This window comes from Gottfriedia acidiceleris, assembly GCF_004138285.1.
Taxonomy (GTDB): domain Bacteria; phylum Bacillota; class Bacilli; order Bacillales; family Bacillaceae_G; genus Gottfriedia; species Gottfriedia acidiceleris_A.
This window is the reverse complement of record NZ_SCFN01000014.1, coordinates 34587-58266: the sequence shown is the minus strand read 5'-3', so window position 1 is coordinate 58266 and position 23680 is coordinate 34587. Positions and strand designations below refer to the sequence as shown.

At 32.2% G+C, this 23680-nt stretch carries 27 protein-coding genes; 5 read left to right on the top strand and 22 right to left on the bottom strand.

What is annotated here, in order from left to right:
• Window positions 1-154: 154 nt before the first annotated feature.
• The 3 genes from EP747_RS18050 to EP747_RS18040 all read right to left on the bottom strand — a co-directional run bounded on the left by EP747_RS18050 (window position 155) and on the right by EP747_RS18040 (window position 1732).
• Entirely contained in the window at window positions 155-487 is a 333-nt protein-coding gene (locus EP747_RS18050) for a hypothetical protein (protein WP_129691484.1), read from the bottom strand.
• A gap of 190 nt (window positions 488-677) precedes the next feature.
• Window positions 678-1187, bottom strand: coding sequence for an O-acetyl-ADP-ribose deacetylase (locus tag EP747_RS18045; RefSeq protein ID WP_235832931.1), 510 nt, complete (start codon window positions 1185-1187; stop codon window positions 678-680).
• A gap of 83 nt (window positions 1188-1270) precedes the next feature.
• A complete protein-coding gene (locus EP747_RS18040; protein ID WP_129691482.1) occupies window positions 1271-1732 on the bottom strand; it encodes a hypothetical protein in 462 nt (153 codons plus the stop codon).
• 368 nt (window positions 1733-2100) lie between these two features.
• Here EP747_RS18040 and EP747_RS18035 point away from each other — a divergent pair, with 368 nt between their 5' ends.
• Entirely contained in the window at window positions 2101-2409 is a 309-nt protein-coding gene (locus EP747_RS18035) for a DUF6980 family protein (protein ID WP_129691481.1), read from the top strand.
• Between the two features lie 212 nt (window positions 2410-2621).
• Here EP747_RS18035 and EP747_RS25420 read toward each other — a convergent pair whose 3' ends face one another.
• Together EP747_RS25420 and EP747_RS18025 are read right to left on the bottom strand one after the other, a co-directional pair.
• Window positions 2622-2753 (bottom strand): DUF3953 domain-containing protein, encoded by a 132-nt coding sequence (locus EP747_RS25420; protein ID WP_419179322.1) that lies wholly within the window; start codon window positions 2751-2753, stop codon window positions 2622-2624.
• 393 nt (window positions 2754-3146) lie between these two features.
• On the bottom strand, window positions 3147-3746 hold the full coding sequence (locus EP747_RS18025) for a recombinase family protein (RefSeq protein ID WP_129691479.1): 600 nt from the start codon (window positions 3744-3746) through the stop codon (window positions 3147-3149).
• Window positions 3747-4024: 278 nt separating this feature from the next.
• Here EP747_RS18025 and EP747_RS18020 point away from each other — a divergent pair, with 278 nt between their 5' ends.
• Window positions 4025-4429, top strand: a complete 405-nt coding sequence (locus EP747_RS18020) for a hypothetical protein (protein ID WP_129691478.1) — start codon at window positions 4025-4027, stop codon at window positions 4427-4429.
• 137 nt (window positions 4430-4566) lie between these two features.
• On the opposite strand, the gene EP747_RS18015 is transcribed toward EP747_RS18020, so the two are convergent.
• On the bottom strand, window positions 4567-4794 hold the full coding sequence (locus EP747_RS18015) for a helix-turn-helix domain-containing protein (RefSeq protein ID WP_129691477.1): 228 nt from the start codon (window positions 4792-4794) through the stop codon (window positions 4567-4569).
• A gap of 83 nt (window positions 4795-4877) precedes the next feature.
• On the opposite strand from EP747_RS18015, the gene EP747_RS18010 reads away from it, so the two are divergent.
• Window positions 4878-6011, top strand: a complete 1134-nt coding sequence (locus tag EP747_RS18010; RefSeq protein ID WP_129691476.1) for a tyrosine-type recombinase/integrase — start codon at window positions 4878-4880, stop codon at window positions 6009-6011.
• A 334-nt stretch (window positions 6012-6345) separates the two neighbouring features.
• Here the strand turns inward: EP747_RS18010 and EP747_RS18005 are convergent, their stop codons facing one another.
• From EP747_RS18005 to EP747_RS17935, 15 genes are all read right to left on the bottom strand, one after another.
• Window positions 6346-7581, bottom strand: a complete 1236-nt coding sequence (locus EP747_RS18005) for a sensor histidine kinase (protein ID WP_129691475.1) — start codon at window positions 7579-7581, stop codon at window positions 6346-6348.
• Window positions 7582-7589: 8 nt separating this feature from the next.
• Entirely contained in the window at window positions 7590-8261 is a 672-nt protein-coding gene (locus EP747_RS18000) for a response regulator transcription factor (protein ID WP_129691474.1), read from the bottom strand.
• A 388-nt stretch (window positions 8262-8649) separates the two neighbouring features.
• Window positions 8650-8922: a hypothetical protein gene (locus EP747_RS17995; protein ID WP_129691473.1), complete on the bottom strand. Its 273-nt coding sequence runs from the start codon at window positions 8920-8922 to the stop codon at window positions 8650-8652.
• A 178-nt stretch (window positions 8923-9100) separates the two neighbouring features.
• Complete coding sequence (locus EP747_RS17990; protein WP_129691472.1) at window positions 9101-10429, bottom strand: LLM class flavin-dependent oxidoreductase; 1329 nt, start codon at window positions 10427-10429, stop codon at window positions 9101-9103.
• Between the two features lie 14 nt (window positions 10430-10443).
• The gene (locus EP747_RS17985) at window positions 10444-10977 is read right to left on the bottom strand and encodes a GNAT family N-acetyltransferase (protein WP_129691471.1); all 534 of its coding nucleotides are present in this window, start codon (window positions 10975-10977) and stop codon (window positions 10444-10446) included.
• 15 nt (window positions 10978-10992) lie between these two features.
• Complete coding sequence (locus EP747_RS17980) at window positions 10993-11466, bottom strand: DinB family protein (RefSeq protein WP_129691470.1); 474 nt, start codon at window positions 11464-11466, stop codon at window positions 10993-10995.
• On the bottom strand, window positions 11463-12641 hold the full coding sequence (locus tag EP747_RS17975; RefSeq protein WP_129691469.1) for an amidohydrolase: 1179 nt from the start codon (window positions 12639-12641) through the stop codon (window positions 11463-11465). Before EP747_RS17975 ends, EP747_RS17980 begins: the two co-directional genes overlap by 4 nt.
• A 25-nt stretch (window positions 12642-12666) precedes the next feature.
• Entirely contained in the window at window positions 12667-13677 is a 1011-nt protein-coding gene (locus EP747_RS17970; RefSeq protein ID WP_129691468.1) for an LLM class flavin-dependent oxidoreductase, read from the bottom strand.
• An 18-nt stretch (window positions 13678-13695) separates the two neighbouring features.
• Complete coding sequence (locus EP747_RS17965) at window positions 13696-14448, bottom strand: amino acid ABC transporter ATP-binding protein (RefSeq protein ID WP_129691467.1); 753 nt, start codon at window positions 14446-14448, stop codon at window positions 13696-13698.
• The gene (locus EP747_RS17960) at window positions 14445-15155 is read right to left on the bottom strand and encodes an amino acid ABC transporter permease (protein WP_129691466.1); all 711 of its coding nucleotides are present in this window, start codon (window positions 15153-15155) and stop codon (window positions 14445-14447) included. Before EP747_RS17960 ends, EP747_RS17965 begins: the two co-directional genes overlap by 4 nt.
• Entirely contained in the window at window positions 15152-15934 is a 783-nt protein-coding gene (locus EP747_RS17955) for an amino acid ABC transporter permease (protein ID WP_129691465.1), read from the bottom strand. Before EP747_RS17955 ends, EP747_RS17960 begins: the two co-directional genes overlap by 4 nt.
• A 25-nt stretch (window positions 15935-15959) precedes the next feature.
• Complete coding sequence (locus tag EP747_RS17950; RefSeq protein WP_129691464.1) at window positions 15960-16781, bottom strand: transporter substrate-binding domain-containing protein; 822 nt, start codon at window positions 16779-16781, stop codon at window positions 15960-15962.
• A gap of 30 nt (window positions 16782-16811) precedes the next feature.
• Window positions 16812-17357: an NADPH-dependent FMN reductase gene (ssuE, locus tag EP747_RS17945; protein WP_129691463.1), complete on the bottom strand. Its 546-nt coding sequence runs from the start codon at window positions 17355-17357 to the stop codon at window positions 16812-16814.
• Between the two features lie 287 nt (window positions 17358-17644).
• Complete coding sequence (locus EP747_RS17940; protein ID WP_129691488.1) at window positions 17645-18523, bottom strand: LysR family transcriptional regulator; 879 nt, start codon at window positions 18521-18523, stop codon at window positions 17645-17647.
• 445 nt (window positions 18524-18968) lie between these two features.
• A complete protein-coding gene (locus EP747_RS17935; RefSeq protein WP_129691462.1) occupies window positions 18969-19343 on the bottom strand; it encodes a hypothetical protein in 375 nt (124 codons plus the stop codon).
• Between the two features lie 537 nt (window positions 19344-19880).
• On the opposite strand from EP747_RS17935, the gene EP747_RS17930 reads away from it, so the two are divergent.
• Window positions 19881-21131 (top strand): MFS transporter, encoded by a 1251-nt coding sequence (locus EP747_RS17930; RefSeq protein ID WP_129691461.1) that lies wholly within the window; start codon window positions 19881-19883, stop codon window positions 21129-21131.
• A gap of 38 nt (window positions 21132-21169) precedes the next feature.
• Here EP747_RS17930 and EP747_RS17925 read toward each other — a convergent pair whose 3' ends face one another.
• Window positions 21170-22303, bottom strand: coding sequence for a zinc-dependent alcohol dehydrogenase (locus tag EP747_RS17925; RefSeq protein WP_129691460.1), 1134 nt, complete (start codon window positions 22301-22303; stop codon window positions 21170-21172).
• Window positions 22304-22766: 463 nt separating this feature from the next.
• Between EP747_RS17925 and EP747_RS17920 the strand changes: the two genes are divergently transcribed.
• Window positions 22767-23639, top strand: a complete 873-nt coding sequence (locus EP747_RS17920; RefSeq protein ID WP_129691459.1) for a hypothetical protein — start codon at window positions 22767-22769, stop codon at window positions 23637-23639.
• Window positions 23640-23680: the final 41 nt, after the last annotated feature.

Here is a 23680-nt window from a genome sequence, read left to right as displayed (position 1 = left end):
TTCATGGTAGCTGCATAAGAAAAACGATCCTTCGTTATTAAAGAATCGCATGCGTTAGTTGAAGTACAATATTTCACAATCTTATTTGAGGAGTAAAAAAGCAGCCTTCATTCGAAAAATCTTAACCATTTGTTTAATTAGAAAAAGGTTTATTTTATGGTCTATCATTCGGTTTAGTCCAATATTTAAGACCTTCCATTGCTCTTTCTAGGTCTCCCATATCATCATTTCCCAATGTATCATCAAATTTAAGGCTTAATATATGACTCGCTTTTGCTAACCTCTTGTATAAATTATATCTATCAATAAATCGAACTATTTCTCTTTTGTACTCTACCATATTTTTTTCTGTTTGCTCTTTATCTCCAATTACAATCCCATAGTAAGAACCTATTCGAGCCAATGATACCCTGAGAAGTTCAATTTCCTTTAATACCTCGATTATTTCTTCACCAGAATATGTTATTTTTTTATTTTCCTCTAACATTTAATTACCTCTCCTTAAAATTCTTTATAATAAAACAAACTCCTGAAAATCATAACTAAAGTCAATAATTCCACTTCTAGGTCTATAATCCTTCTTGTACTATACTGCCATTATGTTGAAAAAGTAAAACCGTATTTGCGACTCGTGATCTTATTCAACATAAGCATTGCATTAGGTCAATAAGGAATTATTAAAGATTAATATAAATTTGATAATTTTCTTCATCAAAACATACAAAAACAACTTCTTTAATTCCTTCATTGTTTTCAAGGTATTCGTTTACTGCTTTAATTGCAATTTGAGCCGCTGGTATTTTCGGGTATCCATAAATTCCAGTGCTGATGTTTGGAAAGGCAATAGTTTCAATTCCATTTGCACGTGCCAAATCAAGCGAATTTAAATAACAACTTGATAATAGACCCTCTTCGTTTTTATTTCCGCCGTTCCATACGGGACCAACGGTATGAATTACATACTTTGCCGGCAAGTTCCCACCGGTTGTAATCACAGCCGCTCCTGTTTGACAACCGCCTTGTTTGTTTCTTATAGCAACGCATTCATCGTATAAGCCCTTTCCTGCCGCACGATGAATAGCACCATCCACGCCTCCGCCACCAAGCAGGCTTGAATTTGCTGCATTGACAACGGCATCAACGGTTTGTTTGGTGATATCGCCTTTAATTACTTTTATTTTTACCATTTTCATCACCCTACATTTTAATTATAAAGGATTTTTTAATCATCCTGTCTTTGAGGTAATTCTAACCAAAAATAATTGATTACTTATATACCATCCGCATAACAATGATAATGTTGCGAGTTATCAACTTTTATTTTTATTAACTTCAAATTACTGTTAAGTCCAAATTTACTTTTGATTTCACCAATAATAGTATCAGTATTTATGTTTCTGTTAAGATAGATAATTACTTTACGATTTGAAATTTCTACTCTACCCCTAGGGTAATAATTATATGGATGTTGTCTTGCTAATTTGGCAAACTCAACATTTCCAAACAAACCGCTTTCCCATGTGATTTTATGATTAAAAGAATCACCTTTTTTTGAATTAGATTGTATTGCATAGCTAGACTCCACATCACCATTTTCATTACATGGCACTGAAAAATAAAGTAACTTATATTCACTTAAATCAATTGAGATTTCACCATTCCAATCTACGAAACTGCAAATTATCCAAAAAATCCCCTTTGATAAGAAGGTTTCATCTGCAAAATCATTCAATTTCGCACCTCCAACAAATATAAATTTTCAAAACTATTGAAACTACTTATAATGTTCCATTATCTATTCGTTTCAAGATATCAACATATGTTTGAATTGCACTTTGTTTGTACAAAAAAACATAATTCTCACTTAAAGAATTATATGTCTAATAGATTAATTCGATGGCATAATTGGAATTCCTTGTTCAACTAAACTGCCTTTTTGTTGAATAAAAAAAATCGACTAAACAGCCGATCATGTTGTTCAACTAATGCATGCGTTAGTTGCATAAAAAATTAATTAAAAACACTAGGCTCTTTTCATAAATATTGTTGCTCTTTGATATAATTCTGTCATATAAGTTTTATTAAAAGAGAGGAAAACAAATGAAAAAAAAACATTGTTGCGAATTAATGACTTATAATGTTAATTATGTTTGCAAGCAACACGAAGACCCATTTGATTGTCCAGATAACTTGGTATTTTACCTTGCTAAATTTGATCAATACGGAATAATTATTCACGATGGAAGGTCTTCATTTATAGAAATTATGTACTGTCCTTGGTGTGGTACAAAACTACCAATGTCAAAAAGAGAGTTATGGCTCGACACACTTGAAAAATTAGGTTATGACGAACCTTTTGAGCAGGATATACCTGAAGAATTTGAATCAGATAAATGGTACAACAAATAAGCCTCTATTATAAGGGCTTTTTAAGAAGCCCTTATGCCACTTACAGTTGTAAAATTTACTTTTTTACAAGAACCAAGAAGTAAATCTTTTAATCTTTCTTGATGTGGCATCCATCCAATCTTTCAGCCTTTCCTTATGCAACTATACTGCCATTATGTTGAATAAAAAAAATCGACTAAACAGCCGATCTTGTTGTTCAACTAATGCATGCGTTAGTTCGTTAAGAAGAAGAAATTTACGAAACTCAACAAAACTACAAAAAAATGAATATAGCTTCTTTTTTTGTTTAATCGAAATTCTCTTATACCTGACTTCAAGAACATTAATCCTAAGAAAAGGAACATATAATGTAGCGCTAATCCCATCTTATTAGTTTTATAACCGTATATACCTAAAACTACGACGATTAAAGGAAATATGCTTATTCCTAAAATTGTTCCTAAAGATTTTAACAATATATTCACCACCTATTAAATACAAACCAATTTCCAAACTTATTGATTTAGGAATTAATTTAATTATAACAATGGCGTAAGTAATTGTAATTTGGGGGAATTTTGCTTTTTTTCATAAAATCCTTATTGAACTAAACTGCCATTTAGTTGCATAAGGAATGGATGAAAAAGAGGACTAAGAGTTTATCTTGGTCCTTGTTTTATTTATCAAGTTGTTTAATCATCCAGGCACAAAATGTGATGAATAAAAAGCATCCAATTCCTACGATTAACATTAGCATACTATTTCCCCTCATATTGTTTAACCAACTTATAAAAGGTGCTTTTAGTTAAATTTAATACTTTCATTGATTCAACGGCTGATAACTCATTGTTTTTCCATTGCTTATAGACTGTTGCAAAGTTCTCTGGTGTTGATGCTTTAGGTCTCCCCAGGTGCTTACCTCTCTTCTGAGCGGCTGCAATGCCTTCTGCTTGGCGTGTTTTTATCTTTTGGCGTTCCTTCTCCGCAAGATAACTATATAACTCAAAAACTATATTTTTAATTAGTTGCTTCTCCAGATCACTCTTATTAGTAGTGTTTAATATTGGAGTGTCTAAAAGATTAATATTTACACCTAATTCTTCTACGATAATGTACCATTCACGCTTTAAGCCTTCGTAATCCCTTCCTAAGCGGTCTAATTCCTTTATGACCAATATATCTCCTTTTCTCAAACATTGCTTTAACGCTTGGTATGAAGGGCGTTCAAAGTCCTTTCCACTCTGCTCATCAATATAAATATCCCTCTCATCAATTCCCATTTTTAACATATCATCTAGTTGTCGATTAAGATTTTGGTCTTTACTGCTCACACGAATGTAACCGAATGTTTTTGACATGATAATCCCCACTCTTTTTGTTTTAAAAGGTATGTAATATTTTATGAACGTTTGCAAATCCAATATTACACTTTTACAAACTTAAAAAAAGTAGAAAGTAAAGAAAAGAAATATAGTTCTTAAAGGTACACCTTTAGAGACGGAAAAAATTGGTTAGATAGTTCTTAAAATAATTAATACTAGGATTTTGGCAATTAATATAAAATTAAATAAGCGAGATGTTCAACAATCTGCCTAGAGGTATGAGTGCATAAACAGAAAATAAGGGGAAAACTTGGATGAAAACAATTAAAAAGGTAAGTTCACTAATTTTAGTAGGTGGTATTTTATTAACTGGATGTAGTAATGAAGCACCTAAAAAGGAAGTCAAGAAGGAAACAGCAGTGAAAGAACCAGTTAAAAAGGAAACACCAGTAAAGAAAGCACCAGTTGAAACATCGCCTAGTATAGATGCTATATTTACATATCTAACTAAGAGTGGTGTTAAGATCACTGATAAAAGCGAACAATTAATGGCTAGCAGTATTGGCGCTGAAGAAGGTTATTCCTTCTCTACACAAGTTGCAGATGAATGTGAGCTATACAGATTCAAAACGATAGAGGATGCAGAAGCAGCTAAACGGAAGTTAATTGCAGATGGTACGAACGCTGATCAACTATATGTAAATGGAGTATTTTACTAGGCGTATATAGTAAAGACCAAAGACTAGGAGATATATTTATGCATATTCTGTAAGACCAGGTTACCCTGGTCTTTTTATTATGCACATTCTCACGCATCGAAATTTAACTTTATGGACAACTACCTTGCTCGATTCCTCTACATATCCCAGAAATCGTTCATTTTGGCTTCTGGTTTAATCTTTCGAATAGCCGTTAATACCTTCTTCATTACCGTTTGGCTTGGAATATAGTCATCATCATTACATAACTTTGTTACAGTAGGTTGACTTAACTTAGCTGCTTTCTCCAGATCTTTCTGCTCGTAACCGTTCGAATCTAAAAATCTACCTAATTTCGTCCTTTTTTTACCTAACCCCCAAATCATTTTTACATCCCTCCACAAAATCTAGTTTTTTCTTTACAGTCGTTTTAGCAAAGAATTCAAAAGGTAAATATGATCGAGAAACAATGACATACACTCACTACGAAGAAGTAACGCTTAATTCAAAAGGTGAAGTTCCTGCGAAGATCAGAAAAATTATTGAAGCCGAATATATAAAGTTTAGTGAAAGTATTGCAACTGGTGAATATATTGAGCCTAGCCGAAATAAGAAGCTAACATTTGAGAAATTCGCCATGGAATGGTTTGAAAAAGTTGCCATTAGTGAATTGAAGCCAAATACCATTAAAATGCACGAAAGTAATTTAAAATCACGATTGATTCCAAAGTTCGGGAAGATGTATTTAGATGAAATTACTGTAAAGATGATATCTGATTATGTTCACGATCTATCAAAAGAAGGTTCCCGATTAGATGGTAAAAAAGGTCCATTGTCTAAAGGCTCAATTAAAATGATCGTACAAGTGATTAAATCTATTTTTCAATATGCAGTTAGCTTAGAAGAAATTAGAAAAGACCCTACAGTTAATATCAAAGTAAAATTAAATGGAAATAAAACCAATGTTCCTTATAGCGCAAGTGAAGTTCAGCAATTATTATCTTCTTTACAGTCTGAGCCATTTATATGGCAAGTATATATTGAATTGGCTCTTAACACAGGAGCAAGAAGAGGTGAATTGACTGGACTTGAATGGAAGCATGTTAATTGGGAGGAAAAGACCCTTTCAATTGAACAAACACTTTCATTTTCTAAAAATGGTCAACCAATTATTACTGACCCAAAATCAAATAGTGGAATAAGGATCATACCGTTAAATGATGATATTTTGAGTATTCTAAAGGTTTATCGTGACGAACAAGTACGTACTCAATATACTAAAAATTGGCTTGGTGGCGATTATCGTTTTATCTTCTGTCATCAAGATGGTAGAGGATTTCATCAAGATCGGCCAACTGCATGGTTTAAGAAATTTTTAAAACGTCACGACTTAAGGTCGATTAGGCTACATGATTTAAGGCATTCTGTCGCAACTGCTCTTTTTCAAAAGAATGTACCAGTTAAATACGTATCTGCTATTTTAGGACATAGCTCGACTGCAATTACACAGGATATTTATAGTCATATTCTAAAAGAATCTCATAGTATGATCGCTGAAGAACTAGGAAATGCGTTCAATAATAAGAAAGCCTACTCGAAATGAGAGAGGCTTTTTTATTTATTAAGTGTCTAGGTTTGTCTAGATAATAAAATGCCTTCTAGACACGTTGGGACCTCAGAGCCACAACGGTTTGTCTAGATTGTGTCTAGGTGTCTAGTATAAACAGTTCTTACTAATAACTTTAGTAAATATAATAAAAAATCTCATATTACATCAATTTTACATCAATTATATATTTTCATTACTGAGGACACCTTATACAACAAGGTATTTGAATTATCGACAGTATTTCTTAGGAAATAATGTCGGAAATATACTTTGTTTTCTTGGGGAAATCACAAAATCACTTTCTTAAGTAGCTACGATGTCTTGAAATTTAGCTGTTTTTTGAAGAGGACATAATTGGTAAGGATACTTCAAAACTAGTGCCTTTTCCTTTTTCACTTTGCACTTTGATTTTCCCACCATGTTCTTCAACAATCCATTTTGCTATTGATAATCCAAGTCCAATTCCATTTTTGGATGTACGTGACACATCTTCCTGAAAGAAACGGTCAAATATTCGAGGAAGGTTTTCTTCTTTTATACCTAACCCACTATCTATAACCTTTATAAGAAAATTATTTTTTACTTGTTCGCAGCTAATATGAATCGTGTCATTTTCGTTTGTAAATTTCATTGCATTATCGATTAAAATCACGAGTAATTGGTGAATTCTTTCTTGATCCCCAAAATAAAAATACGAATCTTTAATAGACAAAAATATTTCTTTATTTTGAAAGAAAATGATTTCAGTGAAGTGTGAAACGACTTCTTCTAATAATTCATTTAAAGAGAATATTTTTTTATTTAATTGTATTTGTCCGGAATCTGATCTAGCTAACGTTAATAAACTTGCAACTAGTTTGGAAAGGCGCCTATTCTCTTTTAACATTATTGAAAAATCTTGTGCCTTTTCTTCAATTGTTGCACCTGGTTCTCTAAGCAATAATTCCAAACGTGATTGAATAACGGTTAAAGGCGTTCGGATTTCATGAGAAGCGTCGGATACGAACTCTTGTTGTTTTTGCCAAGCATTTGTAATTGGTACGAGTGCACGCCCAGCCAAAATATAACCTGCCACAACTGATAATGCACTTCCTAAAACCCAACCAACGATTAATATAATTAATAATGTATCAACTAAATCCTTTTCCGAGTCGATATTACGTAATATTTGTAGTGTAATTTTCCCTCGATTTGTCTCACCCTGAATTGAGATTGTTCGATAATTCATATCACCGATTTTATCATTATATATTTCGTTTATCTTTGTAGGATATTTAAGTTCATCTTGTAGTATAATCGCATTCATACCTGGCATCGGATTAACCAACTTTTTATTTTCATCCCACATGATCATTAACACCCGAGGATCTCGATTATTAATCGGAAAACGAGTCGGATTATCACTATTTTGTATACGATTAATATTCCATAAAAGTGATTGATCAACTTCTTTATATAAACGATTATTTGTATAAGAGTATATGATTAAAGAAAGGATGCCAATTAGCAGGATAAATACTACTGAATTTATAATCGTTAATCGAATTTTTGTTTTTTTAAACATCTCTTCACCTAGTCATCTTTCATAATATAGCCGATTCCTCTGACAGTCTTTATCATACTGCCATAATTAAATGGTTCTAGCTTTTTTCGGAGTTGATGTACATATACTTCAACGATTGCAACGGTCGTATCTGAATCAAATCCCCAAATTCTATCAAAAATTTGTTCTTTCATTAAAATCTTGCCTTGGTTTTGAATGAAGTATTCTAGTAATTCATATTGTTTGATTGTTAAATGAATCGTTTCATTATTGATTTCAACAGGATGCTCTTTTCCTTTTAAAATAATTCCTTGATACTTCAATGAACTATCAATTGTTAATTTACCACTTCTTCTAAGTAATGCATAGATTCTTGCTAGTAGCTCCGGCCCTTGAAATGGTTTTACTAAATAATCGTCAGCACCTAAGTTTAATCCTTCAACACGATCTTCTAATGAATCCTTTGCAGTTAGAAATAGTACTGGCGTATGTACACTTTCTTTTCTTAAGTCTTTTACGATTTCAAAACCATTTTTCTCAGGCAGCATTACATCTAAAACAATTACATCATATATATTTTGCATTGCTAAGAAAAAGCCTTCTTCCCCTTCTAAAGCTTTATCTACTGTAAAATCAATTGATAATAATTCAACGATTGAATTTAAAACTTCTATATGATCTTCTACAACTAATATTCTCACTTTTTTTGCCTCCATAGACTAAAAAAGAAGCGTTCCTTTTAATGCAACGCTCCTTTTCTTTTATTCAAAACTTAATACTGAATTGGATTCATAAAGGAAAATCCCGGAAATATATCCTACTAAAAGAGAAATGCGATGTTATACTAAACTATAGTTTTTTTAGCAACTCCCTCTAGTTTTACTCCTATCATACCACCAAAACGATTTATAAGATTTTTCAATTAAAGGCCGCAAAATATCTGTTTATTTAGCGCCAATAGTTTTATATGTTAATAATTCCAAAAGCTGAACAGATAAAGTACTTTCTACATTTAGTTTGGGATTCATCATAAAGTCTTTCCAAAATAGCAAAAACTTTTCACCCAACTTTTTGATCAAGATGATCTTCTTAATTGCTGTTACCTGATGGTGGTTGTTGATTAAAATAGCCACCGCCACTATTTTGTGGAAAGCCTCCTCCGTTTCGGAAGTTTCTCATCATATCTGCACGGTTATTATTTTTATAGCTTAAATAGCCTACACCTACTAAAGTAAAAATTCCAATTACTAAATTTACGATTAATAAAATTGAGATAACTTTAGGAGAAAGCCCACCTATAGAACGATTTTTCAAATTCGTTTTTTGGTTTTTTTCTACTAAATTTGATTCTAAATTATCCATCTTATTTCTCTCCTTTTATTTGAATAATTAAATTATGTAATAGAATCCTTAATTTTTACTTAAAAACTTAAATCACTACTATTTTGTTCAAAATCCGATTGTAGCTTGCTTTTAAATGACTACTATAAAGAATAAGAAAAAACCATCTTTGTTTAGATGGTTTTGATTAATTTTAGTACTAATTTTTAACTAGATTAGAAATATAACGATTTTCAGGTACTTGCAAACCTAAATTTCCTCTCAAAGTAGAAGATTCATATTCTGTTCGATAGATTCCTCTTTCTTGTAATATTGGAATGACCTGTTCAGTAAAATCCTTTAACGCACTTGGAATTGCGGAGTAAATCATTAGACCGTCAGCTGCTTCTTGTTCATACCACTCTTGAATTAGATTGGCAATTTTTTCTGGTGTGCCAATAAAAGCACTTCTAGGAGTAGCTGCCTGTAAAGCTACTTGTCTAAGTGTTAAGCCTTTTTCTTTCGCTTCTTTTTTAATCTTATCCGTATTACTTCTAAAACTATTTTTCCCTAAATCGCCAATATCCGGGAATGGTTCATCTAACGGATATTGAGAAAAGTCATGATGTTCAAAGAAACGCCCTAAGTAATCCAATGCATTTTCAATACTTGTTAAATTAACAAGATCTAAATATTTTTGCTCTGCCTCCTCTTCAGTTCGGCCAACAATTGGGGCAATGCCTGGAAAAATAACAAGATCATCTTTTGATCTGCCGTACTCTACCGCTCGATCCTTTACATCTTTATAAAATTGCTTAGCATCTTCTATATTATCATGACCAGTAAATACTGCGTCGGCTGCCTTAGCAGCTAAATCCTTACCGCTTTCTGATGAACCAGCTTGAAATACTACTGGTTGGCCTTGCTTAGAGCGTCCAATATTAAGAGGACCTTCTACTTGAAAATATTTGCCTTCATAATTTAATCTGTGTAGTTTTTTCGGATCAAAAAACACACCTGATTCTTTATCTCGGATAAATGCGTCATCTTCCCAAGAATCCCATAGACCTCTTGTTACTTCTAAGTGTTCTTCTGCAATTTTATAACGATCATCATGTGTAGGATGTAAGTTTCTACTATAGTTTTTAGCAGAACCTTCGAGTGGTGAAGTAACTAGATTCCATCCTGCACGGCCATTACTAATATGATCAATTGACATAAACTGTCTTGCTACAGTAAACGGTTCACTATAGGTAGTTGATAGAGTGCCGACTAAGCCAATATTCTTTGTAACGGTTGCTAGTGCAGATAATATTGTAATTGGTTCAAAACGATTTAAAAAATGCGGTATTGATTTTTCTGTAATATATAAACCATCTGCAATAAAAACTAAATCAAACTTTCCATTCTCAGCAATATTCACTTGCTCTTGATAGTAGGAAAGATTTACACTTGCATCTGTTTGAACTTCCGGATGTCGCCAGCCAGACATGCTGCCTCCTACCCCATGTACTAGTGCTCCTAGCTTTAGTTTTTTTCGTTTAGTCATTCTATTCCCCTCCATTAATTTGTTAATATTGCTGTATTGTTAATATTTAGTTCGTAGCTTTTAACAAGAATATTTCCATTCATAAATTCATATTGTTTAGCCCGTTTAAACCCTAATTTCTCATATAATCTAATAGCAGATTTCATCATATCGGATGTGTGAAGAACGATTCGATCCGATCCCCATTCTAATGAAAGATTGCAGCTTGCTCTAATTAGTTCTGTAGCAATTCCTAATCCTCTTGCTTTAGGAGAAACGCCTATCAACCGGATAATAGGATAATCAATTTCTAGATCCGTTAAACCATATGCCTTTTCAGCAGAATCATAGATAAAACATGCTCCTAATAGAACATTATCTGCAATCGCAACAAGTTTTGTCTTTGTTTTACTCTTTTCAGTTGCATCAATAATACTATTTTTATAGTTTTCCCACTGTTCTTTAGTAAGAATGGCAGCATATTGTTCATATGCTTCTATTAACACTTTTTTTATTTTATCTAATTCATTCGGCTTAGACTCTCTAATAATTAAGCGGTTTGAAGACATAATTTACCTCCTCATTTAAACTAAACTGTACTCATACAAAATACGTTGTATTTGTTTCAAATGAAGATGAACATGTGAGATAAAAGACTTAATAATTTCTTCAACAGTAACAATTACATTATGAGCATTTGTTCCGCTTTTCTTCCAATCATCAGTTGTTAATCGTTTAAGTAATTGATTATTGTAATGTAAATTAATACGGTAAGTTTCTAGTACGTCAGAAACATCTCCATCATTTGCATACTGCCCTTTAATCCATTCATCTTGATTAAAAGCAGGTAATTGAACACTTGATCCTGCTAATACTTCCCTTAGTCTGAAGTTCACTACAAACAGATGATCTAATAAATGTGTTAATACTTCTGCAATACTCCATGATTTATCATTTTTCTTCCATTGCAGTTTCTCTTTTGTTAAGTTGAATGTTTTTTGATGTAATAATTCATAAAGTTGACTAAAGTTACTTAATTCAATTGATAGAGTACTCATTTATTTCCTCCTATATTAACTACTTTTTTAGAAAGTTCATTCAGAATCTTGATCGAAAAATCTGTAAAAAATCTAATGCTTAACAAAATTGCACTCTCATCAAGGTCAAACTGAGGGTGATGCCACTCGTGTTTTCCTGAAGTACCAAAAAATACGAATAAGCCTGGAATTTCTTCTAAATAGTAGGAAAAATCTTCACTAGCAGCTGAAACTTTTGGCTCAATTACATTTAAATCTTGTTTGATTGCAATATCCCGTGCAATTCGTGCTAGCTTTTCATTATTTGTAACAGTAGGTGGGCCTGCATTCCAAATAGTATGAACATCCGTGTTAAATGCACCTCCAACGGACTTACAAATTTCATCTAATCGGTCTTGAATGGTCTGCCTTACTTTCTTATTAAAAGTACGAACCGTACCACTAAAAACCGCTTTGTCTGCAATCACATTCGATGCTCTCCCACTATGAAATTTCGTTACGCTTACTACTGCACTTTCAAGCGGACTAATATTACGACTGACAATCGATTGAAGTGAAGTAATAATATGTGATGCCGATAAAATAGAATCCAAGCCTGCTTCTGGCACTGCTGCATGGCTTGATTTCCCATTTATTTCAACAGTAAATCCATCAGCAGATGCCATTAAGGGACCTGCCTTTATGCCTATGGTTCCAGTTGGTAAATCAGGTTTATTGTGCATGCCAATAATCACTTTTGTATCCTTTAATACATTTGTTTTAATAATTTCTAATGCACCTTTTCCAATTTCTTCTGCAGGTTGAAAAATGATTTGAACTTTCCCAGGTAGCTCTTTTTCAATTTTTTTTAATAAAATTGCTGTACCTAGAATTGCTACTGTATGAAAATCATGTCCACAGGCGTGCATTTTATTAGGATTTCTTGATGAATAAGATAATCCAGTTTCCTCTTGAATTGGAAGCGCATCGATGTCTGCTCTAATTGCAATCGTAGGTCCGTCATTTTCATTACCGATTTCTGCAACAAGTCCCGTTTGTAAAGGCAATGGAAGGATTCGAATGTTATACTCTGTTAAAAGTTGCACAAGTGTAGCTGTTGTTTCATATTCTTCAAATGCTAACTCTGGATTTGCATGCAAATTCCTTCTTATTTGGACTAGTTTTTCAAATAGTGCTTCTGGTATATCAATTTGCATGGTCTTCAACTCCTAAACTTTTGTCTCACACGGTTATTTCTGTAAAAGCCTCTTTTATTAATTGAAGTGAACGAACTCTTCGTTTAAAATTTGGAATCAATGATGTAAAAATAAATTCATCGATCCCGAATTCTCTTTGATAATCAAAAATTCTTTTTTGAAAAGTTTCTTTTGTTCCATTAAGAACATCTGCATCTCGAACTTCAGTAGTATAGGTTTGACCCGCTTGCCTAGCATAAACCTCAGCCTGCTCTAGTGTTCCAACATTTACGATTTGACCATTTCCTAATGTAACTCTTACTGTTTGCAATTGATTTGAAAGTTTTAGTGCTTCTTCTTCCGTTTCAGTAACAATCGTAGACAATGCTAAAATGAACTTTGGCTTTCGACCACTTTGATGATTAAATGAATTATGATAAACTTTGATCGCTTCCTTTGCTGCGGTTGGATCATTATTTATGAATAATGCAAAAGCATATGGATAACCTTTTTCAGCTGCAAATTTTGCACTTGATGCACTCGTTCCTAATAAAAATAGCGGAACTCTAATCTGTGGTAATGGGGAAGCTTGTAAAGAATCAAAGGAGCTTACTTCTGAAGCTTCTTGATATAAAAAATTTTCTAGTTCATCGATTTTCTCTTCAAGAGATTGCGGTTCTTTCAAGTTTTTTTGTAGCTCCTGGCTCGATTTTGGAAATCCTCCCGGTGCTCTACCTATGCCAAGCTCTACCCTATTAGGTGATAAATTTGCTAATACGTTAAAGTTCTCTGCCACTTTATACGGACTATAGTGCTGTAACATAACTCCACCTGAACCAACAGAAATTCGTTCAGTTTTAGCAAGAATATGTGACACAAGTACTTCAGGTGAAGATCCAGCAATCCCTTGTGAATTGTGGTGTTCTGATACCCAAAATCGATTGAATCCTAATCTTTCGGCTTCCTTTGCTAGATTAATAGTGTTTAAAAGTACTTCGTTTGCAGTTTGGCCTGGAAAAATAACACTTTGATCTAAGAAACCATATTTAAGTCCCATTTACTTTCCTCCATTTTTTTAAATATAGTACATGTCTTCCTCTGAAAATCGTTTTAAAAACTGAATTGTTCTTTCTTCTTTAGGTGATTGAAATATTTCTTTTGGATTTCCTTCCTCTACAATTATGCCGCCGTCCATAAACACAACATGGTTGGCTACATCCCTTGCAAATGCCATTTCATGTGTAACGATAATCAATGTAATTCCTTCTTTTGCTATTTTGCGTATAATCGCTAATACTTCACCTACTAATTCAGGGTCTAATGCAGAGGTTGGTTCGTCGAATAAAATGACTTCTGGATTTAAAGCAAGAGCACGAGCAATTCCTACTCTTTGTTGCTGTCCACCTGATAACTGTATAGGGTAAGAATCTAACTTGTTTCCTAAGCCTACTTTCTCAAGCAATTCAGCGCTTTTTTTGTAAGCTGCTTCCTTTGACCATTTTTTAGCTACTATTAATCCTTCCATTACATTTTCAACAACTGTTTTATTTTTAAATAAATTAAATTGCTGAAATACCATAGCTGTTTTCTGACGTAATAAAAGAATTTCGTTTTTGGAAGCTTGACTAAAATCTACTTTAAAATCGTCTACTGTAATTTGCCCTTTACTAGGTTTTTCTAAATAATTTATACAACGAAGTAAAGTTGTTTTCCCTGATCCACTTGGTCCAAGAATTGCGACGACCTCACCTTTTTTAACAGTTAAGTCGATACCTTTTAGCACGTGATTTTTTCCAAAGGACTTTGTTACATTCGTTAAAGTAATCATTTCACTCCACCTCGACTAAAGACACTAAATCTCTTTTCTAATAAACTTGTCATTCTCTCAATGACAAAAGTGATTCCCCAAAAAATTAATGCAGCTGCAATATAAGCCTCAAAAAACTTCCAATTTGTAGAGGCTACAATTTGTGCCTTTGCGTTTATATCCACAACAGAAACAATGAATGCCAAAGTTGATCCATGTAGCATGCCAATAAATGTATTTGATAAATTTGGTAAACTCACAGCGAAGGCTTGCGGAAATACTATTCGTCTAAGTGCTTGTGTTGTTGTCATACCCACTGAATAAGCAGCTTCGATTTGCCCTCGATCGATACTTGTAATTCCAGCTCTAACCACCTCAGATAAGTACGCACCTGCTGTAATAGAAAAAGATATAATTGCAAAAGCCATCATTGGTATTGATGATGAATTAAATCCAAAGTGATAATGTTTAGCAAATGGATCTAGTAACATCGAGACCGAGTAATAAATAATTAACAAATGCGTTATCATTGGCGTTCCTCGAATAATCGTAACGTAACTAGATGCAGCCTGACTCAGAATTGGGACTTTATAAATCCGAACAATTGCAGTAAAAGTTCCTATAAAAAATCCAATAAAGACTGACAAAACAGTAATGAAAAGTGAAGTTGGAATCGCAGGTAGAATTTGTATAAATGCTTGCCATATAAATGAGATATCTAGTTTCATAATCTCGTACTCTCTTTCACAACTACGACGTCACGGTTCATTTTTCCGAATAGATTACGGATTTTAAAAGACTTTACATGCTTTTCAACACTAATACTTTCATATTTTCCAAACCGCTTTTCTAATAAGTTAAATCCTTTTTCAAGAAAGACACTTAAAATAAAATACATGATTGCAAGAGCAAGATAAGATTCAATGAAATGGCGATTTAGTAATCCTAATGTCTGTGACTGACCCGTTAACTCCATCACTCCTAACGTAAACGCTAATGATGTATCTTTTAGAGTTCCTATTAATAAATTCCCTAATATTGGTATCCAAATAGTGAAAGCTTGTGGTGCAATGATTCTCTTAAAAGCTTGGTAACTATCCATTCCAACTGAATATGCCGCTTCAATTTGTCCTCGATCTACAGCACTAACTGATGCACGAATCCCTTCTGAAATAAAGGCTGCACTGTGTAAGCCATATGTTAAAATGACAAAATACAAAACATCGATTCTACTAACGTCTACTTTTATTAGTTTCAATATCTCAGGTACACCATAATAAATTAAAAATAATTGAATTAAAATTGGAGTTCCTCTAAAAAACGAAACATATACCTGCGAGATTCTTTGAAAAATTGGTACCTTATACAATCTTGGTAGAGCTATAAGTAACCCAATGCCCAACCCCACTAAAATAGAGCTCCCGACAATGATTAACGAAATCTTTATAAAAGGTAGTAATTTAAGAAAATACTCAATTATCAAAACAGCTTTAAATTCAGCACCCATTTCTTCTCACCCTTTGGTTTTTGCTTTAATTATTTGTAAAATCTGCACCTAACCATTGTTTACTTAACTTAGCAAGTGTTCCATCAGCTTTTATTTTTACTAATGCTCCGTCAATTGCATCTGCTAATTGTTGATCTTTTGCATCATTTTTTCTAAATGCAAACAATACATCAGCCTCGGTTAAAGCTGGACCTACTGTCTTTAATTCACCTTTTGGATCAATCAAAGATAAAGTAAAATCTGCAGCAACTGTAGCATCTACTCGCCCAGACGTGATTTGTTGTACAGTGTCATTCGCTCCACCATTTTGATAAACAATTTTAATTGCGTTATTATGTGCTTTATTATAGTTTTCAAGAATCTGTGCTTCTGCACTTGTAGCCGATGTTAATACCTTTTTGCCTTTTAAATCATCGATTGATTGAATTGAATTATTCCCTTTTGCCACAACGATTTTATTTTTCCAATGTGCATAAGCTTCTTTATTAAATAAATATTTCTCTTCCCTCTCTGGATTTTTTTCGATTTCATGTGCAACAAAATCGATTTTCTTAGTTTCCAGACTTAACAATAAGCTCGAAAATTCATACGTTTTTAAATCAAACTTGTATTCTGGTAATCTTTTATCAATTTCTTTTACTAGTTCAACGTCAAAGCCAGTTAAATTTCCATCTTTATCGATAAAGCACACTTTAGGAAATTGTGTACCTGTACCTACGACAATCATTTGAACTTTTGTATTTGAATCAGAAGCTGTTGCTGCCTCTTTATCTTTATTTTTTAAAGCAAATGTAATGATTAAAACTATGACTACTAACGATACAAGTGTAATTACAAACTTTTTCATTCCCATTTCCTCATTTCTTAATAATTTTTTTTAGGGTCTTACTGCTAGCCAAATTAACTCTTCGGATAATTCTTCAGTTGCTTTATTTAACCTCTCTGTTAATTCATTTGATAAAGAAAAATGATTTTGATAATCTCTACTAATCCAATCATCAATCGCATAAACCCCCGTTACAAAATGGTTTCCCCCAAGTACAGAGAGAACTGGTTTTAATGCATATTCTAGACTTAGTAAATGAGCAATTGTACCGCCAATAAAAATAGGAAGGACAACTTTATTTTTCAAACCATTCTGAGGTATTAAATCTAAAAATATTTTTAATAAACCAGAATAAGATGCTTTATAAACAGGTCCTGCAATAACAACACCAATCGAATTCTCAATTTTATTAAGCGCCTCTTTAATTTCTTCATTATTAAAATCACTTTTAATTAAAGATTCCGATGGTAAATCCCCAATATTTACCTGACATACATTAATACCTTCTTTGATCCATTTTTCTTTAACAAATTGGAGTATGCCATTCAACCTCGAGTTTGGTGATGAACTAGCAGAAATAATGACGATATCCTTCAAAGCTTTCCCTCCTCACGTTTTACAAAACCAATATTTCTTATCGGTTAACTTGGAATTAATTGTTATAAACTTTATCACTGACAGAAAATTTAGTCAACGGGTTTTTCAATAGAACTTTTCTATCGTTCTATTAAATATTTGAATTAACTTATAGGACGAATTCTAAGTTTATGCTTGTACTTATACAGCATAATTGTTATCTATTGTTCTTAATAAGTCTCATGGATTTCTCTCAGTACTATTTAAATTGCATAAAACTTTAACTTTCCTAATAAAAAAAGAGCTGGTTATTTCACCAACTCTTTGCTTAAATCAACTATTTCATTCAGTAAATCTGTATATTCTCCACGATTACAGAAAATATTTGTTTGTAGATAAATTCCTTTTGTTTCTTCAATATGTATTGGATATAGCAATCCTTCACTAACTTCTCTCTTCACACTTATACTAGGCAAGAAAGCAATTCCAAATCGTTCTAAAATAAGTTTTTTAGCCATCTCGGAACTATCAGTATGAATTCTTATATTTGGAGGAGCTTCTAGATTTTCAAATAACCGATGAATTCTAAGCCAATCCAATGAGCCGCATTCAAAAAAAATAAGATTCTCTTGAGCAATATCTTGGATTGTAATTAAATTTCTTGAAATAAACGGATGACCTTGATATACATAAAGTGTAATTGGATCCTCAAATAATTTAATTGATTCTAAACTAGGGTGACTTATTTTCCGAACAAAACCTATATCAATTTCATTATTTAATACTTTATTTATTAATTCATCGCTCTTTCCTGTAATAACTTTATAATGTATTTCTTTATTACTTAAAGATAACTTTGGCAGAATTTCTGATATTACATAATTTGAAACTGATACTGTGCAGCCAATTTTCAATTCATTATTGTGAGATTTTTTTGGATTTATATGCATTTTCCCTTTTTCGTATATATGAACTAATTGTTGAGCATACGGTAAGAAACGCTTACCTTCTTCTGTGATATTAACTTGCTTACCAGTACGGTGAAAAAGTTGGCAATTTAATTCCCTTTCCAACGATTGAATTCTAGCTGTAACTGTTGGTTGTGTCAGAAAAAGTGATTCCGCAGCTTTGTTAAAGCTACCATAGTGTATTACATGTATAAACGCTTCTATATTTTCAATATTAATTACTTTCACATCCTTAATAACAATTTATTTTATAGTCCGATAACTAAAATAATGGTATTAGTAAATAACTAGAACCTATTGGGGATCTGATTAATTATTTTGTTAAATAGTATCATTAAAAAAGTTTATTAGAAAATATTATTTTCTTTAAATATTCCTTAATACCACAATAAATCCTTTATATATTCCACAAAATTGTTTGATTCATTTAATATATTTTTTCAAAGTAGTAAATCTAAAAAAGAAAATATTTACTTGAATAATTCAATAAAAAACCTGAGTCGTTTGAGAACTCAGGCTAAAGTCGGAGGTTAAACTGTCTAACAGTCTCCATTCATTATGAATAAGATTTTTAGATTAAAAATTTTAAGAGTAATATATATAATAAGTACAAGAAAATATTAGAACAAAATTCATTAAATTTTAAATTAATTAAAAATACTACTTACGCTAACTTTACTTTTCGAACCACTTGGATCTTGACGTGTTTTGGAATATCTCCTTTAATCGTTACCTCTCCATTCGATAAAGCAATTTTTGCTCCCCATCCATTTTTGAATTTTTTAATTTTTACTCGAAGTAATCTTATTTCCACCTGACCTAGTCCAGATTTGTTTTTCACTTCTAATTCCGGTGTTTTCGCATTACCTATATTTTGAAGAAGTAGCTTTACTCTAATTAGAGGTTCTTCCCCGCTTTTTACAATTACGTATGCGTTTCCTTGCTCATCCTCTTTAAATTGGTCGTATGAAACTGAAAAACTTTTCGTACTTAAATAAATTTCTCCTTCATCATTTACCTTGTAAACTGGTGAAAACATATGTCTCTTCTCCTTGCCGAATATAGTTCATTATGTAAATAAAGAAAACTTGTCTATTGGCAAACCTTTTTGAGCGAAGTCAGAGACGTAGTTGCACTTATACTCTATACCTAGAATTGGCTACTACGTCGAGCACTTATCATCGTTGCCAATATATAATTTCCTAAAGTGAAATAAAAAATTGACGATGAAATAATTAGGATTATTTTTACGTCAATTCTAATATTAGTATGGCTTAACTATTAAAAAATGTTCTTTCCAATATTTAATATGGTTAAAATATGATTCCTAGTACATCAGACAGATTATTCTAGTTTATTAAAAATAACTATAAAATGCAATTTTTAAACTCTGAAATTAATAGCTAATTTTTGGAAATTTCTACTTAAAATAAAGCCATTATTTTACATTAAATCTTAGTTCTAAAACATAGAATTTAGTGAATAAATATGCTATTGTTCTAATGAATTATTTAAAAATTTAAAATCGAATATTTTATCTAAATTATGAAATTAAAAAAGGAAGAAGGAACGTCAGTTGATTTACAGTAAACAGGATGTGCTACACAATGAATCCCAGAGTATTAAAAATGGAGCCGCATCTACAATCGCAATTAGTTTATCAAATAACTATTTTATATTGTTCGCAATTGCAATTTTAGGTGCTACCAATTATCAAGTTGGTTTAATTTCTTCCTTACCTTCAATTGTCGGAATGGCCGCAATGCTCCCAGCTGCGTTTATGGTTAATAAGTTAGAAGAGAAAAGAAAATTCACTGCTTACTCCATTTTCTTTACGCGTTTCTTTCTATTAATAATGGTTTTTCTTCCATTTATTAAATCAGAGCATATCGCATGGTTTTTTGTTATTTTAATTGCATTAATGAATTTTCCCGGTACATTTTTAAACTTAAGCTGGCAAGCATTTATTGGTGATTTAATTCCAGCAGATCGTCGAAACACATTTTTTGGCAATCGAAATAGAATACTAACCTTTACGGGAATGATTGTAACGCTTGTAGCAGGAATATGTATGAAATCCATTAGCCCAAAAAGTGCCCTTCCATATCAATTACTTTTTTTATTTGCATTTATATTTGGAATGATTGAGTTCTTTTATATATTGAAACATAAAGAGGAGAAGCAAAAAATTGAAATTTCAAATCATCATTCTCCTTTTTCAAAACATCTTTTTCAGTATAAACCCTATATCTCATTTTTAGTTTGTGCACTATTTTTTAACTTCGCGTGGCAAATGGCATGGTCTTTATTTTCGATTTATCAAATAAGATTTGCTCATGCAACTGCTTTTTGGATTAGTTTATTTACAGTAAGCAACCAACTTTCACAAATCGTTAGCTTTCGTTGGTGGGCAAAGATGGCGAACCGTTATAGTAATACTCAATTATTAATTTGGATTTCAATCGGAATGGCCTCTGCACCTATTTTAAATATTTTATCAACAAATTATGTATACTTATTTATCGTAAACTTTACTTCAGGATTTTTTGTATCTGGTACAGTTTTAATATTATTTAATAGCTTACTAGAGGCTACTGAAGAAGAACATCGCACTTCCTATATTGCTAATTATAATTTCTTACTTTCAATCGTTGCCTTCATCGCTCCACAATTTGGTGTTTTTTTACTTGAATCATTCAGTATGAATATTGCGATGATTATTTCAACAATATTCAGAGGACTGGCGGGAGTATTATTTGGAGTGATGGCCTATAAAATGTCGCATTCAAATCAATTAGATTATAAACAAAATAAGATATCTCTCTAGATAAATTTAAAGGAGTTCAAAATATTGACCTCCTTTATTTATGGTTTCAAAACTACTTTAATACAATTATCTTCTTTATTATTAAAAATATGATAAGCATGATCTGCTTCATCTAAAGATAATTTATGAGTAATAATTTTTGTTGGATCAATCTTTTCACTTTCTATTTGTTCATATAGGAATGGCATATAATGTCTTGCCGGAGCTTGACCCATTTTTATATTAATATTTCTACTAAAAAATGCGCCTAAAGGAAAAGCATTATAGTTCCCACCATAAACTCCTGTGATTTGAACAGTTCCACATTTTTTAACAGCTTTTGTAGCAATTTGAATTGGTCCTAGTGTTCCACCTTGTAATTTCATTTTCTGTTCAATGAATTCTAACGGCGATTTCTTCCCATCCATACCAACACAATCAATTACAACATCAGCTCCACCTTTTGTTATCTCCTTTAAGGTTTCACCCATATCTGGATCTTTCGAAAAATCATAGGTTTCAGTTTTATTCATCTTTTTCGAATGTTCTAATCGATAATCGATATAATCTACTGCAATAACTCTTTTTGCGCCTTTTTTCCAGGCAAACTCCTGAGCCATTAACCCAATTGGACCACATCCTAATACAATGACTGTATCTCGCTCTTTCACTCCTGCATGATCAACACTCCAATATGCAGTTGGTAGTACATCTGAGAGAAACAATAGATGATCATCATCTAACTCACAGCTTTCTGGTATTTTAAACGGTGTATAATTGCCAAACGGTACCCTTAAATACTCTGCTTGTCCACCTGGATAATCTCCAAACTTGGAAGTATAGCCAAAATAGCCACCTGAATCATAATGTGGATTCGAGTTATCGCACTGACTTTGTAAACCATGATTACAATATGGACAAGTTCCGCATGCTACTGTAAATGGAATTACGACTCGATCCCCTTTTTTTAAATTAGTAACACCTGAACCAACTTCTTCAACTATTCCCATCGGCTCATGTCCAATAATATAGCCTTCCTTAATTGGAAAATTTCCTTGGTAGAGATGTAAATCAGAACCACAGATCGCGGTTGAAGTAATTTTAATAATGACATCGTCTTTATGTTGAATTTTTGGATCATCTACTTTAATCGTTTTTACATTATAATGCCCTTGATAAGTAACCGCTCGCATAGTACCCTCCTAATTTAGGTCATTTTCATAGCGTTACCTTAAGGACTATAAATATGTAATTATTAATAAAGAACGTTATTATCGGGATGTTATTCACTAAATTATTTTTAGTCACTAATTTTATTTGCAGATTTGACTTTTTTAATTACAGATTTTCCAAATTTAATCAGTTTTAGCTTTTTTATTTGTACGTTTCTAATATATAAATACACTATTTTATTTGCATACCTTTAATACTGGACAGTACCTAATATCTTTATCATCTAAGTATTGATTTTACTCAATTCTCTTTTTATAGGAAACAGAATGACGATAAAATCATACTTTAATTAATGTGATATTTATTTAATTGACCCTCTTAGATGTTACTGTTATATTTTAGTAAAATTAGCTATTCTTGACGTTCAAATCCAAATTAATTTGATACTATTAAAATTAGTACGATTTAGGAAAGGATATTGATATGACTATAGATTATCGTTTTTATGAGAGTCCAGCAGATCTTGATTTGCAGTATGATTTTTGGAATAAGATGACAGAATCTCTACCATATGCTTGGAAACCAACTTTATCTCCAAAATTATTTGAACACCAATCTGAATTTAATGAAAAATCTAGATGCTTTGCTTTTGACGGAGATCAGCTTGTTGGCTATATGAGTTTTTCTGGTAAAGGAGAATTTGTTTCTTTAGGTTATCCATGGGTATTGCCAGAATATGAGGATACTGTGCGAGATGAATTATTTGAAAGAGTTTATCAATTTGCTGTTAGTGAGGAATACGGTGGCAAACTATTTGCACAGCGATTTAGAGGACAGTGGGGAAAACAAATAGACTATTTCTTATCAAAAGGCTTCAACATTACAAGTCGTTCTCAAATAGTTGGTGCGCATTATCCACTTCTTATAAAAACGATCCAAAGTATTCCTGGATTTTCGTATGAGATAAAAGATCAATTTCAATTTAATGTTTGGAAAGATTTAAAAATGAAGCAACAAATTCTTACTAACGAACAAGTTGCCATGATGAATGAGTATTATGGATCAATTGAATTCGACTATGCAGTTGAATGTAAACTAGAAAACCAAGTCATTGCCTATTTTGGTATGACAATAAGACCAGATACCGGGTATTCAGAAATATTAGCTGTTGCTTATACTGAAGCAGCTATACCTTATTTTTATGATATAATGTCGATCATCCATAATGAAAACATCAATCGAAAAGTTACAGCAGTTACAATCACTAAGTCACAAATTCCTAAAAATGTTTTACAAGAAAAACTTGGCTTTACACCATTAACAGAAGATGTGATGATGCACAAGAGACAAGGGTAAGTGGGAAAAGATAGGTAAGCTGAATTTTTAAAAACATAGAG

Excerpts from the sequence above, each read along its gene's own strand:
- EP747_RS18050 (WP_129691484.1), bottom strand. The coding sequence starts at position 487 with ATGTTAGAGGAAAATAAAAAAATAACATATTCTGGTGAAGAAATAATC.
- EP747_RS18045 (WP_235832931.1), bottom strand. The coding sequence starts at position 1,187 with ATGGTAAAAATAAAAGTAATTAAAGGCGATATCACCAAACAAACCGTT.
- EP747_RS18035 (WP_129691481.1), top strand. The coding sequence starts at position 2,101 with ATGAAAAAAAAACATTGTTGCGAATTAATGACTTATAATGTTAATTAT.
- EP747_RS25420 (WP_419179322.1), bottom strand. The coding sequence starts at position 2,753 with ATGTTCCTTTTCTTAGGATTAATGTTCTTGAAGTCAGGTATAAGAGAA.
- EP747_RS18025 (WP_129691479.1), bottom strand. The coding sequence starts at position 3,746 with ATGTCAAAAACATTCGGTTACATTCGTGTGAGCAGTAAAGACCAAAAT.
- EP747_RS18020 (WP_129691478.1), top strand. The coding sequence starts at position 4,025 with ATGAAAACAATTAAAAAGGTAAGTTCACTAATTTTAGTAGGTGGTATT.
- EP747_RS18015 (WP_129691477.1), bottom strand. The coding sequence starts at position 4,794 with ATGATTTGGGGGTTAGGTAAAAAAAGGACGAAATTAGGTAGATTTTTA.
- EP747_RS18010 (WP_129691476.1), top strand. The coding sequence starts at position 4,878 with ATGACATACACTCACTACGAAGAAGTAACGCTTAATTCAAAAGGTGAA.
- EP747_RS18005 (WP_129691475.1), bottom strand. The coding sequence starts at position 7,581 with ATGTTTAAAAAAACAAAAATTCGATTAACGATTATAAATTCAGTAGTA.
- EP747_RS17995 (WP_129691473.1), bottom strand. The coding sequence starts at position 8,922 with ATGGATAATTTAGAATCAAATTTAGTAGAAAAAAACCAAAAAACGAAT.
- EP747_RS17990 (WP_129691472.1), bottom strand. The coding sequence starts at position 10,429 with ATGACTAAACGAAAAAAACTAAAGCTAGGAGCACTAGTACATGGGGTA.
- EP747_RS17985 (WP_129691471.1), bottom strand. The coding sequence starts at position 10,977 with ATGTCTTCAAACCGCTTAATTATTAGAGAGTCTAAGCCGAATGAATTA.
- EP747_RS17980 (WP_129691470.1), bottom strand. The coding sequence starts at position 11,466 with ATGAGTACTCTATCAATTGAATTAAGTAACTTTAGTCAACTTTATGAA.
- EP747_RS17975 (WP_129691469.1), bottom strand. The coding sequence starts at position 12,641 with ATGCAAATTGATATACCAGAAGCACTATTTGAAAAACTAGTCCAAATA.
- EP747_RS17970 (WP_129691468.1), bottom strand. The coding sequence starts at position 13,677 with ATGGGACTTAAATATGGTTTCTTAGATCAAAGTGTTATTTTTCCAGGC.
- EP747_RS17965 (WP_129691467.1), bottom strand. The coding sequence starts at position 14,448 with ATGATTACTTTAACGAATGTAACAAAGTCCTTTGGAAAAAATCACGTG.
- EP747_RS17960 (WP_129691466.1), bottom strand. The coding sequence starts at position 15,155 with ATGAAACTAGATATCTCATTTATATGGCAAGCATTTATACAAATTCTA.
- EP747_RS17955 (WP_129691465.1), bottom strand. The coding sequence starts at position 15,934 with ATGGGTGCTGAATTTAAAGCTGTTTTGATAATTGAGTATTTTCTTAAA.
- EP747_RS17950 (WP_129691464.1), bottom strand. The coding sequence starts at position 16,781 with ATGAAAAAGTTTGTAATTACACTTGTATCGTTAGTAGTCATAGTTTTA.
- EP747_RS17935 (WP_129691462.1), bottom strand. The coding sequence starts at position 19,343 with ATGTTTTCACCAGTTTACAAGGTAAATGATGAAGGAGAAATTTATTTA.
- EP747_RS17925 (WP_129691460.1), bottom strand. The coding sequence starts at position 22,303 with ATGCGAGCGGTTACTTATCAAGGGCATTATAATGTAAAAACGATTAAA.
- EP747_RS17920 (WP_129691459.1), top strand. The coding sequence starts at position 22,767 with ATGACTATAGATTATCGTTTTTATGAGAGTCCAGCAGATCTTGATTTG.